This is a genomic window from Microvirga antarctica, assembly GCF_017921815.1.
Classification (GTDB): Bacteria; Pseudomonadota; Alphaproteobacteria; order Rhizobiales; family Beijerinckiaceae; genus Microvirga; species Microvirga antarctica.
In genome coordinates, this window is the sequence record NZ_JAGEMM010000001.1 from 302,533 (window position 1) to 325,768 (window position 23,236).

The 23,236-nt window shown below is 62.4% G+C and carries 19 protein-coding genes; 8 read left to right on the forward strand and 11 right to left on the reverse strand.

The genetic code is table 11. From position 1 onward, the window contains the following. Positions 1 to 14: 14 nt before the first annotated feature. The 3 genes from J4G32_RS01550 to J4G32_RS01560 form a co-directional block, all read right to left on the reverse strand. Positions 15 to 809: a calcium-binding protein gene (locus tag J4G32_RS01550; protein ID WP_210483385.1), complete on the reverse strand. Its 795-nt coding sequence runs from the start codon at positions 807 to 809 to the stop codon at positions 15 to 17. A 371-nt stretch (positions 810 to 1,180) separates the two neighbouring features. After that, entirely contained in the window at positions 1,181 to 2,566 is a 1,386-nt protein-coding gene (locus J4G32_RS01555) for an HlyD family type I secretion periplasmic adaptor subunit (RefSeq protein WP_210483387.1), read from the reverse strand. After that, positions 2,563 to 4,314 carry a type I secretion system permease/ATPase gene (locus J4G32_RS01560; RefSeq protein WP_210483389.1) on the reverse strand — a complete coding sequence of 584 codons (1,752 nt, stop codon included), beginning with the start codon at positions 4,312 to 4,314 and terminating at the stop codon, positions 2,563 to 2,565. Before J4G32_RS01560 ends, J4G32_RS01555 begins: the two co-directional genes overlap by 4 nt. Before the next feature lie 416 nt (positions 4,315 to 4,730). On the opposite strand from J4G32_RS01560, the gene J4G32_RS01565 reads away from it, so the two are divergent. Then, positions 4,731 to 5,189: a MarR family transcriptional regulator gene (locus J4G32_RS01565; RefSeq protein ID WP_343232565.1), complete on the forward strand. Its 459-nt coding sequence runs from the start codon at positions 4,731 to 4,733 to the stop codon at positions 5,187 to 5,189. 336 nt (positions 5,190 to 5,525) lie between these two features. Beyond that, positions 5,526 to 7,157, forward strand: a complete 1,632-nt coding sequence (locus tag J4G32_RS01570; protein WP_210483391.1) for an amidohydrolase — start codon at positions 5,526 to 5,528, stop codon at positions 7,155 to 7,157. A 93-nt stretch (positions 7,158 to 7,250) separates the two neighbouring features. Here J4G32_RS01570 and J4G32_RS01575 read toward each other — a convergent pair whose 3' ends face one another. Together J4G32_RS01575 and gabT are read right to left on the reverse strand one after the other, a co-directional pair. Then, the gene (locus tag J4G32_RS01575; RefSeq protein ID WP_210483393.1) at positions 7,251 to 8,798 is read right to left on the reverse strand and encodes an acetolactate synthase large subunit; all 1,548 of its coding nucleotides are present in this window, start codon (positions 8,796 to 8,798) and stop codon (positions 7,251 to 7,253) included. A 137-nt stretch (positions 8,799 to 8,935) separates the two neighbouring features. Continuing rightward, the gene (gene gabT, locus J4G32_RS01580) at positions 8,936 to 10,222 is read right to left on the reverse strand and encodes a 4-aminobutyrate--2-oxoglutarate transaminase (protein WP_210483395.1); all 1,287 of its coding nucleotides are present in this window, start codon (positions 10,220 to 10,222) and stop codon (positions 8,936 to 8,938) included. A gap of 131 nt (positions 10,223 to 10,353) precedes the next feature. Here gabT and J4G32_RS01585 point away from each other — a divergent pair, with 131 nt between their 5' ends. After that, complete coding sequence (locus tag J4G32_RS01585; RefSeq protein ID WP_210483397.1) at positions 10,354 to 10,929, forward strand: cupin domain-containing protein; 576 nt, start codon at positions 10,354 to 10,356, stop codon at positions 10,927 to 10,929. Positions 10,930 to 10,944: 15 nt separating this feature from the next. Here the strand turns inward: J4G32_RS01585 and J4G32_RS01590 are convergent, their stop codons facing one another. The 5 genes from J4G32_RS01590 to J4G32_RS01610 are packed head-to-tail and all read right to left on the reverse strand — an operon-like array spanning position 10,945 to position 16,432. After that, the gene (locus J4G32_RS01590; protein ID WP_210483399.1) at positions 10,945 to 12,549 is read right to left on the reverse strand and encodes a GMC family oxidoreductase; all 1,605 of its coding nucleotides are present in this window, start codon (positions 12,547 to 12,549) and stop codon (positions 10,945 to 10,947) included. Beyond that, the gene (locus J4G32_RS01595) at positions 12,546 to 13,346 is read right to left on the reverse strand and encodes a shikimate dehydrogenase family protein (RefSeq protein ID WP_210483401.1); all 801 of its coding nucleotides are present in this window, start codon (positions 13,344 to 13,346) and stop codon (positions 12,546 to 12,548) included. The genes J4G32_RS01590 and J4G32_RS01595 overlap by 4 nt, the downstream gene beginning before the upstream one ends. 31 nt (positions 13,347 to 13,377) lie before the next feature. After that, positions 13,378 to 14,418, reverse strand: a complete 1,041-nt coding sequence (locus J4G32_RS01600) for a phosphotransferase family protein (protein WP_210483404.1) — start codon at positions 14,416 to 14,418, stop codon at positions 13,378 to 13,380. A gap of 19 nt (positions 14,419 to 14,437) precedes the next feature. Next, the gene (locus J4G32_RS01605) at positions 14,438 to 15,658 is read right to left on the reverse strand and encodes an acyl-CoA dehydrogenase family protein (protein WP_210483412.1); all 1,221 of its coding nucleotides are present in this window, start codon (positions 15,656 to 15,658) and stop codon (positions 14,438 to 14,440) included. A 12-nt stretch (positions 15,659 to 15,670) separates the two neighbouring features. Beyond that, positions 15,671 to 16,432 carry an SDR family NAD(P)-dependent oxidoreductase gene (locus J4G32_RS01610; RefSeq protein WP_210483421.1) on the reverse strand — a complete coding sequence of 254 codons (762 nt, stop codon included), beginning with the start codon at positions 16,430 to 16,432 and terminating at the stop codon, positions 15,671 to 15,673. 139 nt (positions 16,433 to 16,571) lie between these two features. Here J4G32_RS01610 and J4G32_RS01615 point away from each other — a divergent pair, with 139 nt between their 5' ends. After that, entirely contained in the window at positions 16,572 to 17,363 is a 792-nt protein-coding gene (locus tag J4G32_RS01615; protein ID WP_210483423.1) for a TetR/AcrR family transcriptional regulator, read from the forward strand. Positions 17,364 to 17,433: 70 nt separating this feature from the next. Here J4G32_RS01615 and J4G32_RS01620 read toward each other — a convergent pair whose 3' ends face one another. Further along, the gene (locus tag J4G32_RS01620; RefSeq protein ID WP_246504822.1) at positions 17,434 to 18,750 is read right to left on the reverse strand and encodes an esterase-like activity of phytase family protein; all 1,317 of its coding nucleotides are present in this window, start codon (positions 18,748 to 18,750) and stop codon (positions 17,434 to 17,436) included. 273 nt (positions 18,751 to 19,023) lie between these two features. On the opposite strand from J4G32_RS01620, the gene J4G32_RS01625 reads away from it, so the two are divergent. The 4 genes from J4G32_RS01625 to J4G32_RS01640 all read left to right on the forward strand — a co-directional run bounded on the left by J4G32_RS01625 (position 19,024) and on the right by J4G32_RS01640 (position 23,214). Continuing rightward, on the forward strand, positions 19,024 to 20,754 hold the full coding sequence (locus tag J4G32_RS01625; protein WP_210483427.1) for an alkaline phosphatase: 1,731 nt from the start codon (positions 19,024 to 19,026) through the stop codon (positions 20,752 to 20,754). A 116-nt stretch (positions 20,755 to 20,870) separates the two neighbouring features. Next, on the forward strand, positions 20,871 to 21,290 hold the full coding sequence (locus J4G32_RS01630; RefSeq protein WP_210485455.1) for a hypothetical protein: 420 nt from the start codon (positions 20,871 to 20,873) through the stop codon (positions 21,288 to 21,290). A 5-nt stretch (positions 21,291 to 21,295) separates the two neighbouring features. Continuing rightward, a complete protein-coding gene (locus J4G32_RS01635) occupies positions 21,296 to 21,976 on the forward strand; it encodes an ABC transporter ATP-binding protein (RefSeq protein WP_210483429.1) in 681 nt (226 codons plus the stop codon). After that, a complete protein-coding gene (locus J4G32_RS01640; protein ID WP_210483431.1) occupies positions 21,973 to 23,214 on the forward strand; it encodes an FtsX-like permease family protein in 1,242 nt (413 codons plus the stop codon). Before J4G32_RS01635 ends, J4G32_RS01640 begins: the two co-directional genes overlap by 4 nt. The last annotated feature ends 22 nt before the right edge of the window (positions 23,215 to 23,236 follow it).

The window sequence follows — 23,236 nt, forward strand, 5'->3', positions numbered from 1 at the left end:
GGCGCCCGGTTTCATTAGCTGACGTTGAAGTAGTCGCCTGGGTTGTTGTGGATGTCGTTGGCGCTGACATCGACCAGGGTGACGGTATCGCCATTGCCCAGATCGATGAGCGTGTTGGCTCCGACCTGATGCAAACGTCCCGCGAGATCGTCCGCGGATTCGATATCCGTCCCGTTGATGCCCTTGGCGATCTGGAGAAGGTCCTCGCCGACCTTGAAGTCCAGGACGACGTCGTTGCCGCCGCCGCCGGCAAACACGAACACGTCGCGTCCGCTGCCACCCGTCAGGAGATCGTCGCCGGCGCCGCCCTGGAGAAGGTCATTGCCGGAGCCGCCGGTGAGGATGTCATCGCCATCACCGCCCTGAAGGATATCATCGCCGGATCCGCCGCGCAGGATGTCGTCGCCGGTCCCACCCTGAAGGATGTCGTTGCCGGAGCCGCCGTCGAGAACGTCGTTACCGGCGCCTCCCTGCAGCAGGTCGTTGCCATTCCCGCCGCGCAGGTAATCGTCACCCGCGCCGCCCTGGAGAATATCGTCATCGTTGCCGCCGAAGATGAAGTCATCCCCGGCGCCACCTTGAATGAGATCCGCACCGGCGCCGCCGAAGAGAATGTCACCCCCGGCGCCGCCGAAAATCGCATCGTCACCTGCTCCGCCGAACACGACATCGTCGCCATCATCGCCATAAATGATGTCGCTGCCGCCACCACCGAAAATCAGGTCGTTGCCGCCGTGTCCGAAGATCACATCAGGTGAGTGTGTACCGAACAGCACGTCATCGGACGCACCACCTCCGAGGGTTGCCATATCTGTCTCCTTCGTGTTTGCGCCGGAAGAACGGACGATCGCCCGATCGAACCGACCGATCAGTTGCGTCGTGAGTTACGCGACAAAGTCGAACTGGGACTGCGATTCAGCAAGCCAAATTCCGTTCAACACACAAGACGCTAAGTTAAAGAAATTGCATTGTAAAGTATATTTACGCTGCATCGCACAATTCGAATTCGCAGTGCAAGAATTACTATTTAGCAATACTTTCAATTCTATTTTGAAATGGCTTTACGACGAGTTTGATTTGAAATTCGAAACGATTTTCTGCGACCCGCGCGATTGGGGCCCGACAGCCGTCAGCGCTGCGGCCGGACGGTCGCCGCTCTCAGGCATGGGTCGCGGCGTCGCTATTCTTCGCGGAAGGCCCGATTGAAGCTCTCGGTGATCGGGGCTACCAGATAATCGATCGCCCGACGTGGCTTGTTGAGGATCAGGATCTCCGCCGGCATTCCGGGATAAAGTGCCGTCGCCGGATTCTTGGCGAGACTTTCGGGAAGGATCTCGGCGCGGGCGATGAAATAGGCCGTGTCTGTCCGCTCGTCGACCTGCTGGTCGGCCGACAGATAGGTCAGCTTTCCGTCAAGTGGCGCGGTGCTGCGGTTGTTATAGGCGGTGAGGCGCACCTGGACAGGAGCCCCGATCCGCACCGAGTCGACGTCCCGCAATCCCACCTTCGCCTCGACGATGAGACGCTCGTTCTCCGGAATGATGTCAAGAATCGGCTGCCCGGGCGAGATCACGCCCCCTGGCGTCCGCGAGCGGATGTTGGTGATGATCCCATCCTGTGGCGACACGACATCGACGCGCCGCAGAATATCGCGGGCCGAGTTCATGCGCTCGGAGGTGTCGGCGAGATCGAGTTGCGAGGTCTGGAGATCGGAGCCGACCTGCTGCTGGAAATCGTTCTCGATCGACATGATCTCGAGTTCGGCGGCAGCCATCGCCTGCTCGGCCTTCGCCTTGCGGGCGATGAGTTCGCCCGCCCGCCCCACCAATTCGCTTTCGCGGGTCTGAAGTTCGGTGAGCCGCGGCCGCGGCGCATAGCCCTTTTCAACCAGGCTTGCGATCGCTTTCAGCTCCCGGTCGAGCAATTCCGCCTGTCGCGCATTCGCATCGGACTGCGCCTGGACGGCACGAAGCTCCGCCTGGAACTGCTCGATCGTCTTGTGCTGGATCTCGACTTTCTGGTGATACATCTGACGTCGCGCAGAAAAAAGTTTGCGCTCGGTGCTGATCACCTCCCCGATGATGGGACTGTCGCTTGCCACCAGGGCCGCAGGAAAGGCCAATTCGGACTGTCCAGACTGCTCGGCGCGCAGCCGCACAAGGCGCGCTTCCAGCCCGACGCGCCTGCCGCGCAACTGTTCGAGCTCGGCTTTTGGGCGCGTGTCGTCGAGCCGAACGACGGCCTGACCAGCCTTCACCACCTCGCCCTCCTGCGCCAGCAAGGTCTTGAGGATGCCGCCCTCGAGGTGACTGACGGTCTTTCGTTTGGAATCGACAACGAGAGTCGCGGACGCCACCGCGGCGCTGTCCAGTTGCGCCGAAAAGGCCCACCCGACAAAACCGCCCAACCCCAGGACGATCGTTGTCAGGCCAGCAATCATGGGCGTGCGGAAGGTCGGCGATTTCGGCTCTTCACTCTCGTAGCGCTCGGCCCAGGGCTTCATGTCGGTCGGTCTCAGGGCGGGCATTTTCTCGAGGGGGGCGAGAATCTGGGGGGCGCGCTTCATGTTCCGCTCCGTTGAACTGAGAGGGCCGTACCGCGGCCGGCCTTGGCGACAGCCTTCTCGTCGGGATCGATGACGCCGACGATGGACGTGCGCGGCCCGAACTGGCTGATGCGGCCGTCCTGAAGGATCAGCAGCTTGTCGGCGATCTGCATGATGGAAGGACGATGGGCGATCAGGATGACGATGGCGCCGTCGAGACGCATGTCATCGATGGCGCGCATGAGCGCGCGCTCTCCTTCCGTGTCGAGGTTGGCGTTCGGCTCATCGAGAACGATGAACCGGGGTCGTCCGTAGAGCGCCCGCGCCAGCGCGATGCGCTGCCGTTGACCGCCGGACAACAGATGCGCGGCGTCACCCAGAGCAGTGTCGTAGCCGCCTGGCAGCCGCCCGATCATATCGTGCACGTTCGCGGCGCGGGCAGCTTCGAGAACGAGTCTGGGATCGGCCTGCCCCATCCGCGCAATGTTGTCCCGGATGGATCCATCCAGAAGGGACACGGCCTGGGGAACGTAGCCGACCATGTCGCCGAACGAGCCACGCTCCCAGAGAAAGACGTTGTGACCGTCGAGATAGACGCCGCCCGATGTCGGCTTCAGCACGCCGACAAGGAGACGCGCCAGCGTCGATTTCCCCGCTGCGGAGGGCCCGACCACACCGAGCACCTCGCCCGGCGACAGGGTGAACGAGAGGCCTTTGAGAATCGGCACGTCCGCGCCCGCCGGCGCATAGACCAGCCGGTCCACAACCAGATCGCCCTGGGTGCGCGGCGTCGGCACAGTGTCGCGCTGCGGTGTCTGGTGTTCGAGGAGGTCGCGAACCCGTTTCCATGCGCCACCTGCCGTCACCCATTGCCGCCAGCCATCCACCATGGTGTCAAAGGGGAGCAGAAGGCGGCCCATGATGATGCTCGAGGCTACCATCGATCCGGCGCTGACCTCCTGTCTGATGACCAGCACGGCGCCGACGGAGAGGACGACGATCTGCATCATGTAGCGCATCGTGCGCGTGATCGATGAGAGCGCCCGCCCGCGGCGGGTGGCGAGGTCGAGCAGGTCGAGGGTGTGGAGCTGGGCGCCGCGCCACCGCCGCGCCAGTGCCGGGAGCATCCCCATCGCCTCGATCGCCTCCGCATGGCGAAGGGAGCCGCTGATCTCGCTGAGGCTGTCGATGGCGGATTCGTTGGCACGCTTGATCGCGCGACGGGTCAGGAAATCGGACAGGAAGCTCATGACGACGAGAATCGTTGCCGACACCACGGCGACAAAGCCATAGAGGGGGTGAAGAGCGAAGAGGACCGCGAGAAAGATGGGCGACCACGCTGCCTCGAGCGGCACGCTGATCGCGCTGCCGGTGATGAAGGAGCGGATGTCATTGAGGTCGCGCATCGCCTGGCCGGCATGTGCCGCGCCGCGTCCGACCGAGGCCGAAACGGCAGCCTGCAGGACCGGGAGATTGAGCTTGCGCAGCAGGATGCTGCCCATCACCTGGAAGGTCAGCGCCCTGATGAAGTCGAGCACGCCGTAGATGAGCAGGCCGATGGCCGCAATCACGATGAGCATCGCCAGGGTATCGGTGCTCTGGCTGTTCACGACACGGTCATGCACCTGCAACATGAACAGCGGCACGGTGAGCTGCAACATGTTGATGACGGCGCTGAGCAGCCCCGCATAGAGCAGCCCTGTGAAAAATGCCCGGCGACCCTGATGAATGAGGTCTGCCGCGGCGACCGCTTTTGTGGTTTGCTTCATACGAGGTGAGCTCCGGTCAGCCAAGGCCAGGCTTGCTTTCCTATCGCCGGACAAACTTTACCCATGTTTGCCTGAGAAGATAAAAACTTGTCCTGTCCCTCGACGATCTTCTTTATTAGCGTAGATTATCTGCAAGGGATGTCACTTATAAATCATCTGTGGCAAATAAAAGGACCATAAAAACACGGCATGTTATTTGGGAAACGCTTCGGAACCATTTCGAATTTCGAACTAATTTATAAGCATTGGTGGAACCCAGCATGGAAAGCAGGAACGATAGCGAGTTGCAGGCTCTCGCGGCAGAACGCCCTTCGGGGCGCGCGGACCTGATGTCTCGCCCCTCTCAACCTCACGAGGATATTGCGCAGCGCCCCCCAGCGCTGCGGCCGCCAGACTCTGTCGGCGAGACGAACGCCGTGACGCATCTCGACCTGCTCCGGCTCATCGAACGGCTGCATCGTCGATCCCTCGATCTTTTTCGAGTCGATCTGAGTCGGCTGGGCATCGAGGACCTCAGTCCATCTCAAGTGATGGTGCTGTTCACCATCGGAGCCGACGATCTGTCGGTGCGCGATCTCATCGATCGCGGCTACTATCTTGGCTCGAACGCCTCTTACAATCTCAAGCGGCTTGTCGAGACCGGCTACGTGGATCGCAACGCTTCGCAGCGGGATCGTCGCTCGGCCCGTATTCGCCTGTCCGATAAAGGCAAGGCGCTCTGCGAACTCGTCCGCGAAGCGGATCAGGCCTATTACCGCTCGATGGCGCGGGACGACGAGGAAGCGCGCGACCTGGAGACGACCTTCCGGACCTTGCGCCGGATGGAACAGGTCTGGTCGAACACCCTGAGATACGGCGAATCACAGATTCTCTGACCACGGACGAGGCGCAGCCGGAGCTCGGGACCAGGTTCCACCCGAAGCGCTCCGGCGGCCTCGCGCTCTGCCGCACTTCGCGCTCCTTCACGGTCTGATGGATGTCGGGAGGCCCCACGGATGGCAGTCTGGTCAAAATTCTATGCAGCCGCAGCACTCTCTGGCCCATGGGCGCTAGGAGGGAGTGTGCGCACCGCGGGCGAGTGCCGCACCATTGCCAAGTATCCTGACCACACCTATCGTGATTGAAAATCCGACCTGGCAATCAGGTCGGCCACTGGACCGCGCCTTGTCTCGGGTGGCGGCAGCGGGAACGGGTTTTCAGCGGGGAATGGCATGAAGGCGGATTTGATGATCTCCGGGGGGCGCATTTTTTGCGGTCTCAAGGAAGGTTTTGTGGAGGCGCTTGCCGTACGCGATGGACGGATCGTCTCCGCCGGAAGCGTGTCGGACGTTGCAGAGCTTGCCGGCCCATCGACAAAGCGAGTCGATCTGGCGGGACGGGTCGCCATTCCAGCCTTCAACGATGCTCACATGCATCTCCTCCCGCTCGGCGTGGGTATGGTTGAGGTAAACCTTCGCCCGGAAGAAGGCATCCTGTCCGTGGATGACGTGCTCTCCCGTGTGGCCGATGCAGCCCGGACGAAAAAGCCTGGGGAATGGGTCCTCGGCCGTGGCTATGACCACAATGAATTTCGCGGCGAACGCCGTCACCCGACAGCCGACGAGCTGGATCGCGTCGCACCGGACAATCCCGTCTTCATCAAGCGCACCTGCGGCCACGTGGCCGTCGCCAACTCGTTGGGGCTGAAAGCGGCCGGCATCGGCCAGAACACGCTCGACCCGGCGGGTGGTCTCATCGAAAGACGCAACAACAAGCTCACCGGCTTGCTCGCCGAACGCGCCATGCTGCTCGTCTCGGACGCCATCCCGCGAATCCCTGGCTCAGAGCTTGTTGATGCCATCGAGCGCGCCGGCAAGTTCATGCTGTCACAAGGTTTCACCGGCGTCATGGATGCAGCTGTCGGACAGACCGGCATGGTCGAAGTCGAGGCTTATGAGGAGGCGGCACGAACGAACCGCCTGCCGGTGCGGACCTGGGTTTGCCTCTATGGGGATCCGGGCGGTGTGGCGGAAGACGCCCACGCACAGGGGTTTCATTTTGGCCGCGAGGTCGGCTTGCTGCGCTACGGGGCGATGAAGATCTTTACCGATGGCAGTGCCGGCGGCCTGACCGCAGCGGTCAGTGAACCCTATCTCGTCGGTGAGCCCGGCAACACCGGCATCCTCGTCTTCAAGGATGAAGAAGCCCATGGTCTGCTTGGCCGCTATCACGCCCAAGGCTACCAGCTCGCCATCCATGCCATCGGCGATACGGCGATCGAACAGGTTCTCAGCGGGATCGAGAAAGCCGGCACGGCGGACAAGCCGATCGCCGGTCGGCGCCATCGCATCGAGCATTGCGGTTTCGTCACGGAAGATCAGCTGCAGCGCATGAAGACCGCCGGCATCTATCCCGTGCCGCAGCCGATCTTCCTCTACGAGTTCGGCGATCTGTACATCGAGAACCTCGGACCTGAACGATCCGCAGCATCCTATCCCATGCGGCGCTGGCTCGACGACGGTCTGCTCCCGGCCGCAAGTTCCGACGCCCCGGTCTCGACCACCGACCCGTTCAAGAACCTCTATACGATGGTGACGCGTCGTTCGCGCCGCGGGACGGTCCTGGGCGAAGATCAGCGGCTCACCATGGAGGAAGCGGTTCACTGCTACACGTATTGTGGCGCATTCTCGCAATTCGCCGAGGAGGACATCGGCCGACTGATTCCGGGCCAGCTCGCGGATATCGCCATCCTCTCGCACGACATTTTTGCGTGCGACCCGAAAGTAGTTGAAACCGAAGCGCGCTGCGACATGACCATTCTCGGCGGTGAGATCGTGTTCGAGCGCGGGACACCAGCAATCTGATCGGTTCGGGCCCCAAACCCCGATCAGCAGGGAATCACGACAGGCGGCGCCCGACGCTCCGTCTGTCGGTGGTCCGAAGGCAATCGATACCGGTCAGATCGACGCTTGGATGAGGAATGGCCCTTTGCGGGCCAGACCTGTCTTCAGCAGGGACGCAAATTCTGCAACCGTGGTGGCGTGCCCGCCGTCGACCCCCATGCCCTTCGCCAGAGACACCCAATCCAGATCGGGCTTGTCGAGGTTCAGCATCATCGAAGCATTCTCGCCAAACTGATTGACGCCGACGTTACGCATCTCAAAATGCAGCGTGCCATAGGTTCGGTTCGCCAGGACGATGGTCAGCACGTCGGCGTTCTCGCGGGCCTGGGACCAGAGGCCCTGTACTGTGTACATCCCGCTTCCGTCCGCCTGAAGGCAGATGACTTTCCGATCCGGACAGGCGAGCGACGCCCCAAGCGACAGGGGAATACCCACGCCGATCGCGCCGCCGGTGAGTTCGAGATAATCGTGCGGCGCGGATTCATGCGACAATCCATAAAAGCTCGCCCCCGACGAAATCGACTCGTCGCAGATTACCGCACCTTCCGGAATGGCGCGGGCAACCATCCGGCAGACCGACTCGCCCGTCAGCGCTCCATCCTCGGGCGCTGCGGTCGGCTGGCCGGGGGAGGAAGGCGAAGGGACCTCCGTCGCGCCGAGCTCGTGGGCCATACGGGACAGCAAGGCAGGAAGGTCGCTGGCGGACGATGCGAGATGAATCACGTCACAATCGTCGCGATAGGGAACGCCTGGTTTGCTGGGATACGCAAAGAACGCGGCTGGCGCGATGGCGCCGATGAGCACCAGCACATCGACGTCCCGCATCGTCTCGACCGCCAGATCGATGCGATAAGGCAATTTCTCAATGGTGACCCGGCCGGCGCCGCGCTCCATGCGGGCGTTGGAGGTCTGCGCCATCAGGCGGGCTTTGGTCTTTGCGGCAATTGCGCTGGCGGCCCGAAGAGGCTCGGCGCGAAGTGCCGTGCCGCTAAGCATGATCATCACCCGCTGGTCGGATCGCAGGGCATCGATGACTGTTCCCAGCAGCTCTTCCGATATGGCGGCTGGAAGTGGGCGTTCCGTGCGTTCGACCGGTGTTTCGGCCGCCGGCGACCATGCCACATCCGCTGGCAGGATGAGCGTCGCCACACCCGGCAACGAGACGGCGGCCGCGTAGGCATCGCCGGTATCGCGGTCCATCGCATCGACGCTGGCGATCGTTCTGACCCAGTTCGACATGGGACGCGCGATGCTCTCGATATCGCTCGTGAGCGGAGCATCGTATTGAAGATGATAGGTCGCGTGATCTCCGACAATATTGATCATCGGTGTCTCGGCGCGGCGGGCGTTGTGCAGGTTTGCAAGCCCGTTTCCGAGGCCCGGACCCAGATGGAGCAGCGTCGCCGCCGGCTTCCCCGCCATGCGCGCGTATCCGTCGGCGGCACCTGTCACGACCCCCTCGAACAGGCCGAGGACACACCGCATTTCCGGCTTCCGATCGAGCGCCGCCACGAAGTGCATTTCCGACGTGCCGGGGTTGGCAAAACAGACATCGACGTCATTGGCCAGAAGCAGGTCGCACAGTCGGTCAGCGCCGTTCATCACAGTCTCATCTCGCAAAAAGGGGGCAGCCGATCGGAGGCTATCCCCGACCGGTCCTTAGTGATGCACGCGAATGACAGCGTTTTCGAGCGCAGTCGAGGTCGGTCCACGAGAAGAGGACGCGACTCCGTTCAAACCTAGTGCTTGACCACTTCGCGCAGAGACTGCTCGAGAATGTCGAGCCCCTCGTCGAGTTGCGCATCCGGAATCGTCAACGGGGCGAGCAGGCGGACGATGTTTGCGTTCACGCCGCAGGAGAGCAGGATGAGGCCCTTTTCCTGGGCCCGGGCGATGACTGCCGAGGTCAGAGCCGCGTCCGGCTCCCGGGTTTCGCGGTCTGTGACAAATTCAACCGCCACCATCGCGCCGAGCGATCGGACTTCGCCGATTCCCGACATGGTATTGCTCTTCGCAATGGCCTCAAGACGTTCCTGCATGCGGGCTCCGATGGACTCCGCCCGGGCGCACAGATTGTCACGCTCGACGATATCGAGGACCGCGTTGGCGGCGGCAATCCCGATGGGGCTTCCGCCATAGGTGCCGCCAAGACCCCCGGGCGCGGCCGCATCCATGATCTCGGCGCGGCCGGTGAGCGCCGCCAGCGGGAAGCCGCCCGCAAGGCCCTTGGCCATCGTGATGAGATCGGGAACCACACCCGCGTGCTCAACCGCGAACATCCGGCCGGTCCGGGCGAACCCGGTCTGAATCTCGTCGGCGATCATGAGGATGCCGTGCTCGTCGCAGACTTTGCGGATCTCCTTGAGGAACTCGAACGGCGCAATATAGAAGCCGCCCTCCCCCTGCACCGGCTCAACGATGATCGCCGCAACCCGGCCCGGGTCGACATCGTTGAGGAAGAGCTGCCTGAGACCGGCGATGGCCTGCTCCGTGCTGAACCCGTGATAGGGCTTCGGATAGGGCGCATGGAACACTTCGGCCGGAAATGGCCCGAAGCCTTTCTTGTAAGGCGTCACCTTTCCGGTGAGCGCCATGCCCATCATGGTCCGGCCATGAAAGGCGCCGCCGAAGGCGATGATCGCCGAGCGGCCGGTCGCGCTGCGCGCCACCTTCACGGCGTTCTCGACCGCTTCCGCGCCTGTCGTCACCAGCATCGTCTTCTTGGCGAAGTCGCCCGGCGTCAGAGCATTGAGACGCTCCGCGAGGCGGATGTAGCTCTCGTAGGGAGCGACGTGGAAGCAGGTATGGGTAAACGCGTTCATCTGCTCGGTGACGGCCGCCACCACATCCGGGTGTCGGTGACCCGTATTGAGCACCGCAATGCCGGCGGCGAAATCAATATAGCGTCGGCCCGACACGTCCCACAATTCGGCGTTCTCGGCCCGGCCAGCGTAAATTGACTTGGTGGCGACGCCACGGGGAATGGCCTGTTCGTGTCGCTTCTGCAATGCAGCGGTAACGCTCATTATATTGACCTCGGTCGCGGCAGGGTGATGAATTTAGTGAAGATTGCTCAAAATTTTGAGCAAGACAAGCCCTTATTCATCGTCTAATCCGGTAGGGATGTTATAAGATGCGTCTGCACGGGAGTGACGGAATGGATTTTGACACCGGCGGAAGGCTGAAGGAATTGCGCAGCGCCGCGGGCTTGTCGCAGCGGGAACTCGCCAACCGGGCCGGCGTCACGCACGGCCTGATCTCCATGATCGAGCAGAACAAGAACAGTCCCTCTGTGGCCTCCCTGCGCAAAATACTGGGCGGTCTGGCCATGACTATGGCGGATTTTTTCCAGGAAAAGCCGAAGGATCAGGATACCGTCTTCTTCCAATCCGACGAGTTGACCGACCTCACCTCTCGCCTGAGCCGGCTCCATGGCCACAACAGCAAGCGCATGACGTTGCGCCAGGTCGGCAACGCCCGCGAGCATGGCTTGCAGATTCTCCACGAGCGCTATGAACCGGGGGCCGATACCGGCCCGACCATGTTGGAGCACAATTCCCACGAGGGCGGCGTGGTCCTGTCCGGGCAACTGGAGATCCGTGTCGGCGATCAGGTGCGATTGCTCGGACCCGGCGACGCTTATCTGTTCGACAGCCGCACGCCGCATCGCTTCCGCAATATCGGCAAGGTCACCTGCGAGGTCGTCAGCGCCTGCACGCCGCCCTACCTCTAAACCGGCCCCGCGCGTTCATCCGCGGCCGTCTGCCTTGATCAGGTCGGCGCCCTTCTCGGCGATCATCATGACGGCCGCCTGGGTATTGCCCGACACCATCGTCGGCATGATTGACGCATCGACCACGCGCAGCCCGTCAAGGCCCAGCAGCCTGAGCCTTTCATCGACAACAGCCAGGGGCCCGCTCCCCATGCTGCAGGTTCCCATGGCATGATAAATCGTCTGACCGGTCCGGCGTGCAAAATCGAGAAAATCCGCGTCGCTCGTGACATCCGGCCCGGGATTCATTTCAAAGGCGCGGTACGGGTCCATTGCCGGTTGTTCGACGATCCGGCGGGCGATGCGCATGCCTGCCACGAGCGCCTCCTGGTCCACGGAAGCCGAGAGAAGGTTGGGACGGATGGCCGGCGGCACCGACGGATCGGGCGAGCGCACATGGATCGACCCTTGCGATTCCGGCCGCAATTGCGTCACCCCTATGGTCATGCCTGGCAGCCGATCGAGCTTGCGATCGCCGGCATTGGCATAACTCGCATGCATGAAGAAATATTGGACGTCCGGCGTCGCAAGCCCCGGACGGGTCTTGACGAAGCCATGCGCCAGGCCGGTTCCCAGGGTCAGGATGCCCGTCCGCGCCAGGTAATATTGCGCGACCGCGAGGCCAAGACGCCATCCGCGGCTTGTCTCGTTCAGGGTAAGCGACTGCTTCACGCGCCAATTCATGCGGGTGGCGTAGTGATCGATGTAGTTGTTGCCGACTCCGGGAAGCGCATGAAACACGTCCAGCCCGGCCGAGGCCAGGATCGCGGGATCACCGACGCCCGACAATTCCAGGAGATGTGGTGATTGCACCGCGCCAGCTGTCAGGACAACCTCGGCGCGCGCTCTGACACGCCTTTCTTCGCTGCCAACCCGATACGTCACGCCGACCGCGCGACGGTCCTCGAAATCGATCCGCGTCACATGCGCGCCGGTCCGAACCTCGAGATTGGGCCGGGACAGGGCGGGTTTGAGATAGGCGTCGACCACACTCCAGCGTCGACCATTGCGTTGATTGACCTGATAGTACCCAAAGCCGTCTTGATCGGCGCCATTGTAATCCGGGTTGGTGGCAAAGCCCGCTTGTTCGGCAGCCGCGATAAACGCCTCCGATAGCGCAGGCCGCTCGCCCACCCGCACGATGCTGACCGGGCCGCCTTTCCCGCGCAGGGGATCGTCGCTTTCCGGGAAATCCTCCAGCTTCCTGAAATACGGGAGCACATCGTCGAAGCTCCAGCCCTTGGCGCCGCGCTGCGCCCAGGTGTCATAATCCTGCTTCTGTCCCCGCACGAAAATCATGCCGTTGATGAGCGTCGATCCGCCGAGACCCTTGCCACGGGGTACCACGATGGTGCGGTCGTGAACGTTCGACTCTGGCTCGGTTCGGAACAGCCAGTTATGCCGGGGGCTGGTGAGGAGCTTGCCAAACCCTGCGGGGATCGGAACCCAGAAGCCTGCGCCCGCGCGCCCGGCTTCGAGCATCAGCACCGTGTGCTTGCCGGACGCCGTGAGCCGATCGGCGAGCACGCACCCGGCGGTTCCGCCACCCACCACAATGTAGTCGAAGCACTCCGCCGTCATGATGAGACCATGCCCATGAAATCGGCCATCAAGTGGAGCTGGCTCGTCAGCATCGGGCGGCCCGGCTGAATGCCGCAGCCCCGCAGACGTGCTGCGGCCAAGAGCGGCGTGATCTCGGGCTGCATGATGATCTCCGCCACGATCTGGGTCTGGTCGAGACGGGTAACGTCGAGCGGGAGGGGGTCGCGGTCCCGGAGGCCGAGCGAAGTAGCATTCACCACGAGTTCGTGGCCGGACGGGTCGGTCGTTGAAACGTCGATCACAAGCCGGGGACAATGGCCGTGAAGGCGGCGTGCGAGATCGTCGGACTTGCTGCGGGTTCGGTTGGCGATACTGAGTTTGGCAATCCCCGCATCCGCCAATGCAAAAGCGATGGCGTTGGCGGCGCCGCCGGCTCCGGCCAGGTAAACGCTCATTCCGGATGGCTCAATACCGGCCGTTCGCAACCCTGCCACGAACCCCGTGCCATCGAGCATGGCCCCGACCAGCCTCCCGTCATTTTCCCGGCGGATCGTATTCACCGCACCGATCGCGCGGGCGCTGTCGTCCGCTTCATCGCAGAGCTCCAGCATCGCCGACTTGTGCGGCACGGTAACGATGAACCCCTTGAGATTCTGCATGCGCCGCAGCCCGTCGACGATCCGAGACAGATCGTCCGCCACCACGTGAACGGGAATCAGGACGCCGTCGATCTCGCGATCCCGCAACACCGCATTTAGCGCCTCGGGCGTCTTCACATGATGGATCGGATCCGCGAGAATCGCCCAGATCGCGGTCATGCCGGAGATGTTGGTCATCATGTCACTCAGGAGGTCCGGTCCCTGTCTATCACGCCCGCTCCAGGGCCTCGACCGCTCGTCGTGCAAAACTGGCCGAGAGAAGACCGGTTTTTCCTGCATTGGCATCAGCGGCGTTGCCCCCCTTGGCACGCGCCGCGATACCTTCGAAGATGACAGAGAAGCGAAAGAGCGCAAACGCCATGTGAAAGGCCGTCATTCGCAACCCGTGGTCGACCGCATCGTAATAGGCCTCTTCGTATTCAGCCTGGGGGGGAAGACCCAACCGAGCGAGATCGAGTCCCCTGAGGCCGCCATATTCGCTCGGCTCGGAATGCCAGGCGATACAGCTATGTGCCAGATCCGCCAGCGGGTGTCCAAGCGTCGACAGTTCCCAGTCGAGCACCCCGACGACGCGCGGCTCCACGGGATGAAACATGACGTTTCCGACCCGATAATCGCCATGGGCGATGGCGGTGATGTCGTCTGCGGGAACATGGGCAGGCAGCCAGTCGATCAACGCCTGAACGTTGGCATCCTCGCGGGTGCGGGACAGCTCCCATTGCCGCGTCCAGCGGGCGATCTGCCGGGAAAAATAGTTTCCGCCCCTTCCATAATCGCCGAGCCCGACCGCCGACGGTTCCACGTTGTGGAGAGCCGCCAGCGTGCGCGCGAGCGCCTGATAGAGCGGTTGGCGGCGCTCCGGGGATACCGTCGGAAGCGCGGCATCGTGAGCGACCTCTCCGTCTAGGCGGTCCATGAGGTAGAACGGCGTCCCGATCACCTGCTCGTCCTCACAATACAGCACCATGCGAGGAACCGGCACCACCGTCTGCGCCAACGCGCTCATCACCCGGTATTCCCGGTCGATCGCGTGGGCCGATGGCAGCAGCACGCCCCCCGGCTTTTTGCGCAGTACGAACCGATGCCGGTCATACGTTACGAAGTAAGTCGGGTTCGACTGCCCGCCGGCGATGGGTTGCAGACGCATGGGGCCGGACAATCCCGAGAGGTGGGCCCGCAGATATGCGTCCACCTGCATCGGATCGAATCCAGGCACGGCAGGGCTCAGCGCAACGTCTTCGTGTGCCATGGCAAACTCCCATTCCGACTCAGGCGACCGCCTTGTCGCTTTCGACCGGCCAGGTCCAGAACGCAGGTCCTTCCTCGGTCAGAAACCGGTTGAGGACCATCCGATGGACCTCGTCGGCGCCGTCGACAAGTCGCGCCTGGCGAGCGTAGCGATAGATCCATTCCAGAACGGTGTCCTTGGAATAGCCGCGAGCGCCATTGATCTGGATGGCAGTATCGGCTGCCTGATGGAGAATATTGGCGACCTGGATCTTGGCCATCGACACCTCCTTGCGAGCAAAGCCGCCGCGGTCGAGTTCCCAGGCCGCCTTCATCACCAGCAGACGACCGATCTCGATGCCCATGGCGAGTTCCCCCAGCATGAGCTGGATGCTCTCCCGGTCCGCAAGACGCTGGCCAAATCCCTGCCGGGTCGCAGCATAGTCGCGGGCGATGGCGACACACCGTTCCGCCAGCCCGAGCCAGCGCATGCAATGCGTCAGCCTTGCGGGACCAAGCCGGATCTGCGTGACCTTGAGACCCTGGCCTTCAGCCAGAACCACGTTCTCGACGGGGATCTCCAATCCGTCGAATTCGATTTCGCAATGCCCCCCATGCTCCTCGGGCCCCATGATCGGGATCCGACGCGCGATCCGCCATCCCGGCTGGTCCTTGTGAAAGAGTAGGGCCGTCAACCCATAGCGCGGATCGTCCGATGTGCGTGCCATGAGGATGAAATGGCTCGCGGCACCTGCGCCGGTGATGAACCATTTGCGGCCATGGACCACGTATCTGTCGCCCTTGAGCTCCGCCCGCGTCTGGATCATGCCCGGGTCCGACCCGCCGCCCGGATGCGGCTCCGTCATGGCGAAGGCCGAGCGGACCTCGCCCCTCACAATCGGCTGCAGCCACCGTTCACGTTGCTGGGGCGTGCCAACGGCTTCCAACAGCATCATATTGCCGTCGTCCGGCGCGGCAGAGTTGAACACAACCGGGCCGAAGATCGAGCGATTCATCGCCTCGTAGCAGACCGCCATCCCGACCCGGCCGAGCCCTGCGCCGCCGGTCTCAGGGCGCAGTTGCAGGCACCACAATCCCTCAGCCCGCGCTTTTTCCCGCATGACCTCGAGGAGATCGGGGCGAATGTTCTCGTGGGGATCGTAGGCGGTCGGATCGGATTCGAGTGGGATCAATTCTCGTTCGACGAAGGCCGCGATGCGCGCGCGATAATCCTCGACCCGGGGCGAGATGCGAAAATCCATCAAACTATTTCCTCACAATGACGAGACGAGGTGACCGCCATCGACCGCCAGGATCGAGCCGGTGATGTAGGACGAGGCCTCCGAGCACAGGAGGAGGAGGACGCCGTCGAGTTCCTCTGGCCGGCCGAGACGGCGTTGCGGAATTCGGCGGATCAGCGCCCGGCCTGCCTCACTCTGGAAGAATTCTCGGTTGAGATCTGTTTCCATGTAGCCTGGGCAGATCGCGTTTACGCGGATCCCATCGCGCGCCAGTTCCAACGCCATCGCCTTGGTGAGGTGCACGACTCCCGCTTTCGACGCGGCGTAGGCGGGAACATGGCCCGCGACGCGCAGCCCGAGAATAGACGCGATGTTGACGATGGAACCGCCTCTTCCGTAAGCCTTCATGGCACGGGCAGCGGCCTGCGCCATCAGGAATGTTCCCTTGAGATTGGTATCGAGCACCTGATCCCACTCGCTTTCGGCGAGTTCGAGAGCGGATTTGGTGACCGTGACGCCTGCGTTGTTGATCAGAATATCGAGACCGCCCTGTGCCACGGCGTCGTCCACCGCGGCAACGACCGAGGCCTGATCGGTCACGTCCAGCGCGAGCGGTCGGGCCTTGCCACCCTCACGGTGGATTTCGTCACACAGCGTTTCCAGCGCCTCAGCCCGCCGTGCGCCAACCATCACATCCGCCCCTGCCCTTGCAATGACCTGCGCAAAGTGGCGGCCAAGGCCGCTGGATGCGCCGGTTACCAGACATCGCCGGCCTGTCAGATCGAAACTCGGCATCACTGGCGCTTCTCCCTTGCCCGAGTGTCGATTTTTCATTTTTCGAGCGAGCGTTCGTTTTTTAAACGGGTTTTGATGCCTCCGCAATCGACAAGTTGCGATTGTCTTCAGGCTGTTAGGACCTTACAAGCAGAAACCTATGGCACCCAGTGGTTCAGAGACAGATCTGAAGGGCCGTTCGATTGTCGTCGAACGGCCGCGGCACGCTGACGGCGTCCGTCCGCCTTCCACCCGCGGACTGAAGGCATTTCAGGCGGAGTTCGATTTCTCGCTAGAGGCCATCTGCACCCGCATGCTGGAGCGGCACCGAAAAACGATACGGACGCAAAAGCCGCATGTGGCGGTGACGAAACTGATGCGCATCGTGGAGACCACACTGACACTGGCGAACCGCAAGGGGTTCCACTCCATGAGCCTGCGTGACCTCGCGCAGGGTTCGGGGCTGAGCATGGGGGCGCTTTATACATATTTCGACAGCAAGGAGACTCTCCTGCTCATGATCCTCGGGGAGGTGTCGTCCGCTGTCGCAATGACACTCGGCACGACGCCCCCTTCCATTGCGGACGACCCCGTGGCGCGCTTGCGATGGCTGCTCGAAACCCATGTCTATCTCACCGAGACCATGCAGCCCTGGTTTGCCTTCTCGTATATGGAGGCGAAGGCCTTTCCCAAAGCCGCCCGCGACAAGGCGACGGCGGCCGAGCTGGAAACCGAAACCCTGATTGCAAGCGCGCTGGCCGATGGGACGGCGAGCGGCCTTTTCATCATCGGCGACATTGCGCTGACAGCATCACTCATCAAGCCGCTGTTGCAGGACTGGTATGTCAAGCGCGGCAAGTATCGCAGGCGCGGTGTAACGCCCGAGCACTATGTTCAGGCTGTGACGGCATTCGTGGGGGCGGCCATCGGCTACCGGCCGCGCCTGGGCTGACGAGAGAGAGATTCCCACGCAAAAAAGGGGCCCCCGAAAGAGCCCCTCTCTGGCTGACGAGGATCAACCGTTATCGGGCATTCAGAAAGTCTGTGACCTCGAGGAGAACGAACTCGTTATCGTCCTGCTTGTTGGGCTCGCGGCTGGAAGAGAACGGCAGGTTGTTATCGTTGCCCACCACAATATGGCGGCTGTCCACCACATCCACATTCTCGATGGTGAAGAACGGGAAGGCCAAAGCATTTCCGGTGAGCGGCTTGCGCGCCTTCCGATTGGGGTCAGCGATCTGCATGAGGTCGATATAGCCGATCTTGCGAACGGGCCCATTCACCGTCTGGTCGGACAGTTCAACCTTGTAGACACGCTTGAACTTGGCAATGTCACTGAAACAATCCGTGCGCTTCTGTCCTTCCGGACAGGCTTTGTCGGCCGTTCCTTCTCCATTGTCCCGTTCGATGATGAGGCCAGTGGTGCCATCGACCATATTGAAGTCGCCGATGGCCTGTCCGTTCTGCTCAAGAACATACTTCCAGTGCCGGCCTGTCCATTTTTCAGACGCGATATCGAATTCGAGGATGCGCAGGTATTCCTTGCCGTCCGGCGTTTTCTCGAGATCCTTTTTCTCACCATCCCACAGAGCGCCTTCGAGCAAGGCGTAGAGGAATTTTCCATCGGGCGACGCAGCCATGCCTTCAAAACCCTTGGACCGTCGGACGTTGAAGCTTACCGGACCGCCGGGTGCGCCGGGGGTCGTGACAGCCGGGTGGTCCGCCGAGCGGACCGGCTTGCCGTCCACGAGGGTCTCAAACACCGCCTCGACCTTGCCGGAGCGATTGGCCCGGATCAGAAACGGACCGAATTCGTCCGCGATCCAGAAACTGTCGCCAATGATCTGAAAGCTCTCGGTGTCGAAATCGGAACCAGTGAGGTAGCGCGTCTTTGTCCCCTCATTGGCAATGCGAAACGGCACTTTCTTGTCGGGGTCGCTCAGAAACACCGTCTCGAGACGCTCGACGGTGCCGGTGTCGAAATTGACGCGATGGTGATTGAGATAGAGCATCGAATCCGGCGACGTCACCTTCGAGCCAAAGCCGTTATCAGTGAGCACCCAATAGGTTCCATCCTTCATGGCCTTAATGCCGGAATGGCCTTGCAGCGGCTGACCGCGGAACGGCAGCTTGATGCCCGTGGGACGATCGCCCGACAATCCCTCGACGGTTCCTAACGCATCGACGCGCTTGCCCGTCGTGAACTTGCCGGAGACCTGCAGATCCTCCGGCGCGTCCGCCGGCGCCGGAACAAAACTCTCGGCCGGAAGAACCGCGTGGCCGGCAAGCACGGACGGAAATGGCTGCTGCGCCAGACACGGCGTGGCGAAGGCGAGCATGAGAGGGACGAGCGTCAGGGTGCGTGTGAGCATGAGGTATTTTTCCAGACTCGAAGCGAGTGTTCGCCTTCTCGCGCCGGCGGATGTCACCACCATGACGGGTCGGTATCAACCGGGTGACAATGCGGGCGCGGCGCAAGGCCTCTCGCGCATCCGTGTCGCACAGCCGTCATGCATCGGCTCTAGGAGGACAGCATCTGCCCTCATCGGAGGCAGGCCACCGGATATGCCAGAATAGAGCACGGCAGGATGTCGTGGTCTCGGAGCCAAACCATGCGCAAAAGTCTTCTCGTCCTCCTGTCGACCGCGCTCCTGTCGGGGACCGCATTCGCCGACACGATCTATCCCCTTGATCGCGCCACCATCCTTGCCGGCTCACCATTCGATTTCAAGATCGAGTTCGACGGTGTGGTCAAGAAGGACGACGTGAAAGTCCTCGTGAATGGCGAGGATTACAAGACGGTGTTCGGGAAGGACGCGACTTTCGTCGAGAAAGAGGACGGAGCGCAAGGATCGGCGCTGATCGTGCGCAATGTGGCGCTGTCGAAGCCGGGCGCCTACAAGGTTGTGGCCGGCAACAAGAGTGTCGCATGGGACGTCTTCGGAACCTCGGCGACGCCCAAGGTCAAGAACGTCATCTTTCTTCTCGGCGACGGCCTCTCGGTGGCGCACCGCACGGGCGCTCGGATCATGTCGAAGGGCGTGACTGAAGGAAAGGCCAATGGGCGTCTCAACATGGATGACTTGGACCGCATGGCATTCATCGGCACATCGTCGACGGATTCGATTGCCGTCGACAGCGCCAACTCCATGTCCGCCTACATGACGGGTCACAAGACCGCCATCAACGCTATCGGAGTCTATGCTGACCGCACCAAGGATAGCTTCGACGACCCCCGGGTCGAGACGATCGCGGAGGCGCTTCGCCGGACAGGCGGCAAGGCGATCGGTATCGTATCGACATCGGAACTGCAGGATGCAACGCCTGCGGCCGTTGTCGCCCACACGCGCCGTCGTGCTGACAAAGCTGAAATCGCCGAGATGATGTTCAAGGTCAAACCGGAAGTCGTCCTGGGAGGTGGGTCAGCTTATTTCCTTCCCAAGTCCACACCGGGCTCGAAGCGCAAGGATGATCAGAACTTCGTGGAGATGTTCAAGCAGGAGGGCTACCAGCTCGCAACCGACAAGACAGAACTGGCAAACGCGGCCAAATCGAATTCCGGCAAAGTGCTCGGCCTGTTTCACACCGGCAACATGGATACGCTGCTCGATCGCGAGTTCCTGAAAAAGGGCACCGTTTCCGCCTTCCCCAATCAGCCGGGGCTCGTGGACATGACGAAGACCGCCCTTGAGGCTCTGTCGAAGAACAAGGACGGGTTCTTTCTGATGGTGGAAGGTGCTTCGATCGACAAGATGTCCCATCCCCTGGATTGGGACAGGGCGATCGTCGAGACCATCGAGTTCGACAAGGCGGTCGGTGTCGCGCGCGATTTCGCCAAGAGCAATCCCGAGACGCTGATCATTGTCACCGGCGACCATACCCATGGCCTTTCCATCATCGGCACCATCGATGACGACAAGCCTGGAACCGACATGCGCCAGAAGGTTGGCACTTATGCTGAGGCCGGCTTCCCCAACTACGCCGATGCCAATGGTGACGGCTATCCCGACACCATCGACGTCACCCGTCGTCTGGCCATGTTCGCCAACAACTACCCCGACTACTACGAGACTTTCCGGCCGAAAATGGACGGCCCCTTCGTTCCGGCCATCCAGAACGAGAAGAAGGACTACGTGGCAAACGAGGCCTACAAGAACGTGCCGGGCGCCGTGTTGCGCACCGGAAACATCCCCCGCGACGCCGATAGCGGCGTCCACGCCGTCGATGATGTGGTTCTCCAGGCGACCGGTCCGGGCTCTGAATTGTTCCACGGGTACATGGAAGAGAGCGACGTCTACCGCATCCTCGCAGACGCCCTCGCGCTTGGCGGCCCGAAGAGCTGATCGCGTCACTGAAACTGATCGCGCAGGCGGCTTTGGCCGCCTGCGCGATCCTATTGCGGAGTTCCCCCTTGATCGATTCCTTACACGTGCGACCGACGCGACGTCAGCTTCTGCGCATGGCCGTGGGGACGGCCGTTCTGAGCGGGATCACGTCGGCCAAGGCAGCGGCAGCCCCGCTTGATTTCGATGATCTCTATGGCAAGATCGGCGTGCTGGGACTGGAGTTTTCCGCGAAGACAAAGGCACTCAACGGAGCCGCAGTGACCATGAGGGGATTCATGGCCCCTCCCCTCAAGGCCGAGTCCGATTTCTTCGTGCTCACCGAAATTCCGATGGCGCTCTGCCCGTTCTGCTCCTCCGACTCCGATTGGCCCGACAATATCGTTGTGGTCTATCTCGGCCAGAAGCAGACCTTCGTGCAATCCAATGCGGTCATCACCGCGACGGGCACCCTCGAGGTCGGGTCCTGGACAGACCCCCAAACCGGATTCGTCAGCTTGCTGCGCCTGCGCAATGCCAGCTTTGCCCTGGCTTGACGACAATGCTGTCACTTGCCTTGTCGGACGTGAGCGTCTCCTATCCGGGTCTTGCAGAGCCCGCGCTTTTTCTATCCGATCTCTCGATCACCGCCGGAGAGCGGGTCGCTGTGACGGGGCCGTCGGGATCCGGCAAAAGCACACTCGTCAACATCCTGACAGGACTCGATCGCGCTACACGCGGCAGCATCGTCTGGCAGGGCACGGATATCGCGCGGCTGTCCGAGGGCGCGCGCGACAGATGGCGCTACCAGAATGTCGGTCTCATCATGCAGGACTTTCACCTCTTTGCCGGACTGAGCGCAATAGATAACGTGCTGCTCCCAGCCCGTCTGCGCCTCGATGCCGACAACGCACTGAAAGCCCGGGCCGCGTCGCTTCTCGATCGCGTGGGCCTTGGTGGCCGTGATCAGCCCATCGCGACCCTGTCGCGGGGGGAGATGCAGCGTGTCGCGGTGGCGCGCGCCGTTTTGCGACGGCCGGGGATTCTCGTGGCGGACGAGCCTTCGGCCAGTCTCGATGCGGCGAGCGGCGCCGTCGTCGCCGACCTGCTGGATACCCTGAGCCGGGAGGATGGCACGACCTTGATCGTCGTGAGTCACGACGATCGCATCGTCAACCGGCTGGATCGGCGGATCCATCTCATTCGCGGCCGGATCCACCCCGATGAAAGTTCCTCCTCATGATGCGGCTGATCCTTGCCGACCTGAGGCGTCTTTGGCTAGGCGCCGCTGTCGTCCTGGTCCTCGTTGCGCTGGCCACCGCTCTCGGCATGGCGGTCACGCTTCAGGAGCGCGCCTTGCGCCTCGGCAGCGCGCGTGCGGCCGACAGCTTCGATCTCATCGTTGGAGCGCCGGGCAGTGAAACGCAGTTGGTGCTCTCCACTGTCTTCCTCCAACCCTCGCCGCTTCCCTTGATGAAGGGCGACGTGCTTGCAAGGCTCGCCGCGGATCCCCGGGTCGCCTTCGCAGCGCCGGTCGGATTTGGCGATTTCTTCGGGACTTATCCTATTGTCGGCACCTCCTCGGACCTGGCGACGGATGCCGGACACCGTCCTCTTGCCGAGGGAAGACTCTTCGCACAGACACATGAGGCGGTCGCAGGCGCGGGGACGGATCTCAGGGTTGGTGACATCATCCATCCGATGCATGGCCGCCCGGACCAGAGCGGGTCGGTCCACAAGGAGGCCGCCTACAGGGTCGTCGGCCGAATGGCCCCTTCCAACACGCCATGGGACCGCGCGATCCTCGTGCCCATCGAGGGAGTCTGGGCCGTGCACGGGCTCCATGCCGGCCGGCATCAGGAGCACGAGGGCGAGGAGCCTGACTCTCACGACGGAGACGAGCCGTCCCGCCAAATCCACCAGAGCGGAGGCTGGGCGGCGGATCTGCCCGGTCTGCCGGCCATCGTGGTCAAACCCAAGACCATCGCGGACGCCTACAGGCTAAGAGCTGCCTACCGGACGGACTCGGCTCTGGCGGTGTTTCCCGGCGAGGTCCTCACCAATCTCTACGGCACCCTGGGTGATGCCAGAACGGTCCTGGCACTCGTCGTGACCGGTGCGCAGGCGCTTGTGGGCGCTGCCATCGCCCTGATTGCTATTGGCCACGTCAGTCAGCGGCGGCGCCAGATCGGCGCTCTGAGGGCGCTCGGTGCGCCTCGGATCGCCATTTTCGGAATCGTCTGGGGCGAAATTTTCGCCCTCGTGGCAGCGGGTATCACGGCGGGGCTCGGCCTCGCGTATCTTGCCGCGCGGCTCATCTCTGCCGAGATCAGCAAAGGAAACGGCGTGACGTTGCCAGTGGCGTTTGAGGGCAGCGACGCCAGCCGCGTGCTGGCATTGGTCGCCGCTGCGGGACTTTTGGCTGCAATTCCGGCAGCCCTCGCCTACCGCCAGCCAGCCACGGCGGCGTTGCGACACTAGCCGCTCTCCAAGGATCCCCGAT

Excerpts from the sequence above, each read along its gene's own strand:
- J4G32_RS01630 (WP_210485455.1), top strand. The coding sequence starts at position 20,871 with ATGGCCGTGGGGACGGCCGTTCTGAGCGGGATCACGTCGGCCAAGGCA.
- J4G32_RS01640 (WP_210483431.1), top strand. The coding sequence starts at position 21,973 with ATGATGCGGCTGATCCTTGCCGACCTGAGGCGTCTTTGGCTAGGCGCC.
- J4G32_RS01615 (WP_210483423.1), top strand. The coding sequence starts at position 16,572 with ATGGCACCCAGTGGTTCAGAGACAGATCTGAAGGGCCGTTCGATTGTC.
- J4G32_RS01635 (WP_210483429.1), top strand. The coding sequence starts at position 21,296 with ATGCTGTCACTTGCCTTGTCGGACGTGAGCGTCTCCTATCCGGGTCTT.
- J4G32_RS01550 (WP_210483385.1), bottom strand. The coding sequence starts at position 809 with ATGGCAACCCTCGGAGGTGGTGCGTCCGATGACGTGCTGTTCGGTACA.
- J4G32_RS01625 (WP_210483427.1), top strand. The coding sequence starts at position 19,024 with ATGCGCAAAAGTCTTCTCGTCCTCCTGTCGACCGCGCTCCTGTCGGGG.
- J4G32_RS01595 (WP_210483401.1), bottom strand. The coding sequence starts at position 13,346 with ATGACCAACATCTCCGGCATGACCGCGATCTGGGCGATTCTCGCGGAT.
- J4G32_RS01620 (WP_246504822.1), bottom strand. The coding sequence starts at position 18,750 with ATGCTCGCCTTCGCCACGCCGTGTCTGGCGCAGCAGCCATTTCCGTCC.
- J4G32_RS01570 (WP_210483391.1), top strand. The coding sequence starts at position 5,526 with ATGAAGGCGGATTTGATGATCTCCGGGGGGCGCATTTTTTGCGGTCTC.
- J4G32_RS01585 (WP_210483397.1), top strand. The coding sequence starts at position 10,354 with ATGGATTTTGACACCGGCGGAAGGCTGAAGGAATTGCGCAGCGCCGCG.
- J4G32_RS01560 (WP_210483389.1), bottom strand. The coding sequence starts at position 4,314 with ATGAAGCAAACCACAAAAGCGGTCGCCGCGGCAGACCTCATTCATCAG.
- J4G32_RS01575 (WP_210483393.1), bottom strand. The coding sequence starts at position 8,798 with ATGAACGGCGCTGACCGACTGTGCGACCTGCTTCTGGCCAATGACGTC.
- J4G32_RS01605 (WP_210483412.1), bottom strand. The coding sequence starts at position 15,658 with ATGGATTTTCGCATCTCGCCCCGGGTCGAGGATTATCGCGCGCGCATC.
- J4G32_RS01555 (WP_210483387.1), bottom strand. The coding sequence starts at position 2,566 with ATGAAGCGCGCCCCCCAGATTCTCGCCCCCCTCGAGAAAATGCCCGCC.
- gabT (WP_210483395.1), bottom strand. The coding sequence starts at position 10,222 with ATGAGCGTTACCGCTGCATTGCAGAAGCGACACGAACAGGCCATTCCC.
- J4G32_RS01610 (WP_210483421.1), bottom strand. The coding sequence starts at position 16,432 with ATGCCGAGTTTCGATCTGACAGGCCGGCGATGTCTGGTAACCGGCGCA.
- J4G32_RS01590 (WP_210483399.1), bottom strand. The coding sequence starts at position 12,549 with ATGACGGCGGAGTGCTTCGACTACATTGTGGTGGGTGGCGGAACCGCC.
- J4G32_RS01600 (WP_210483404.1), bottom strand. The coding sequence starts at position 14,418 with ATGGCACACGAAGACGTTGCGCTGAGCCCTGCCGTGCCTGGATTCGAT.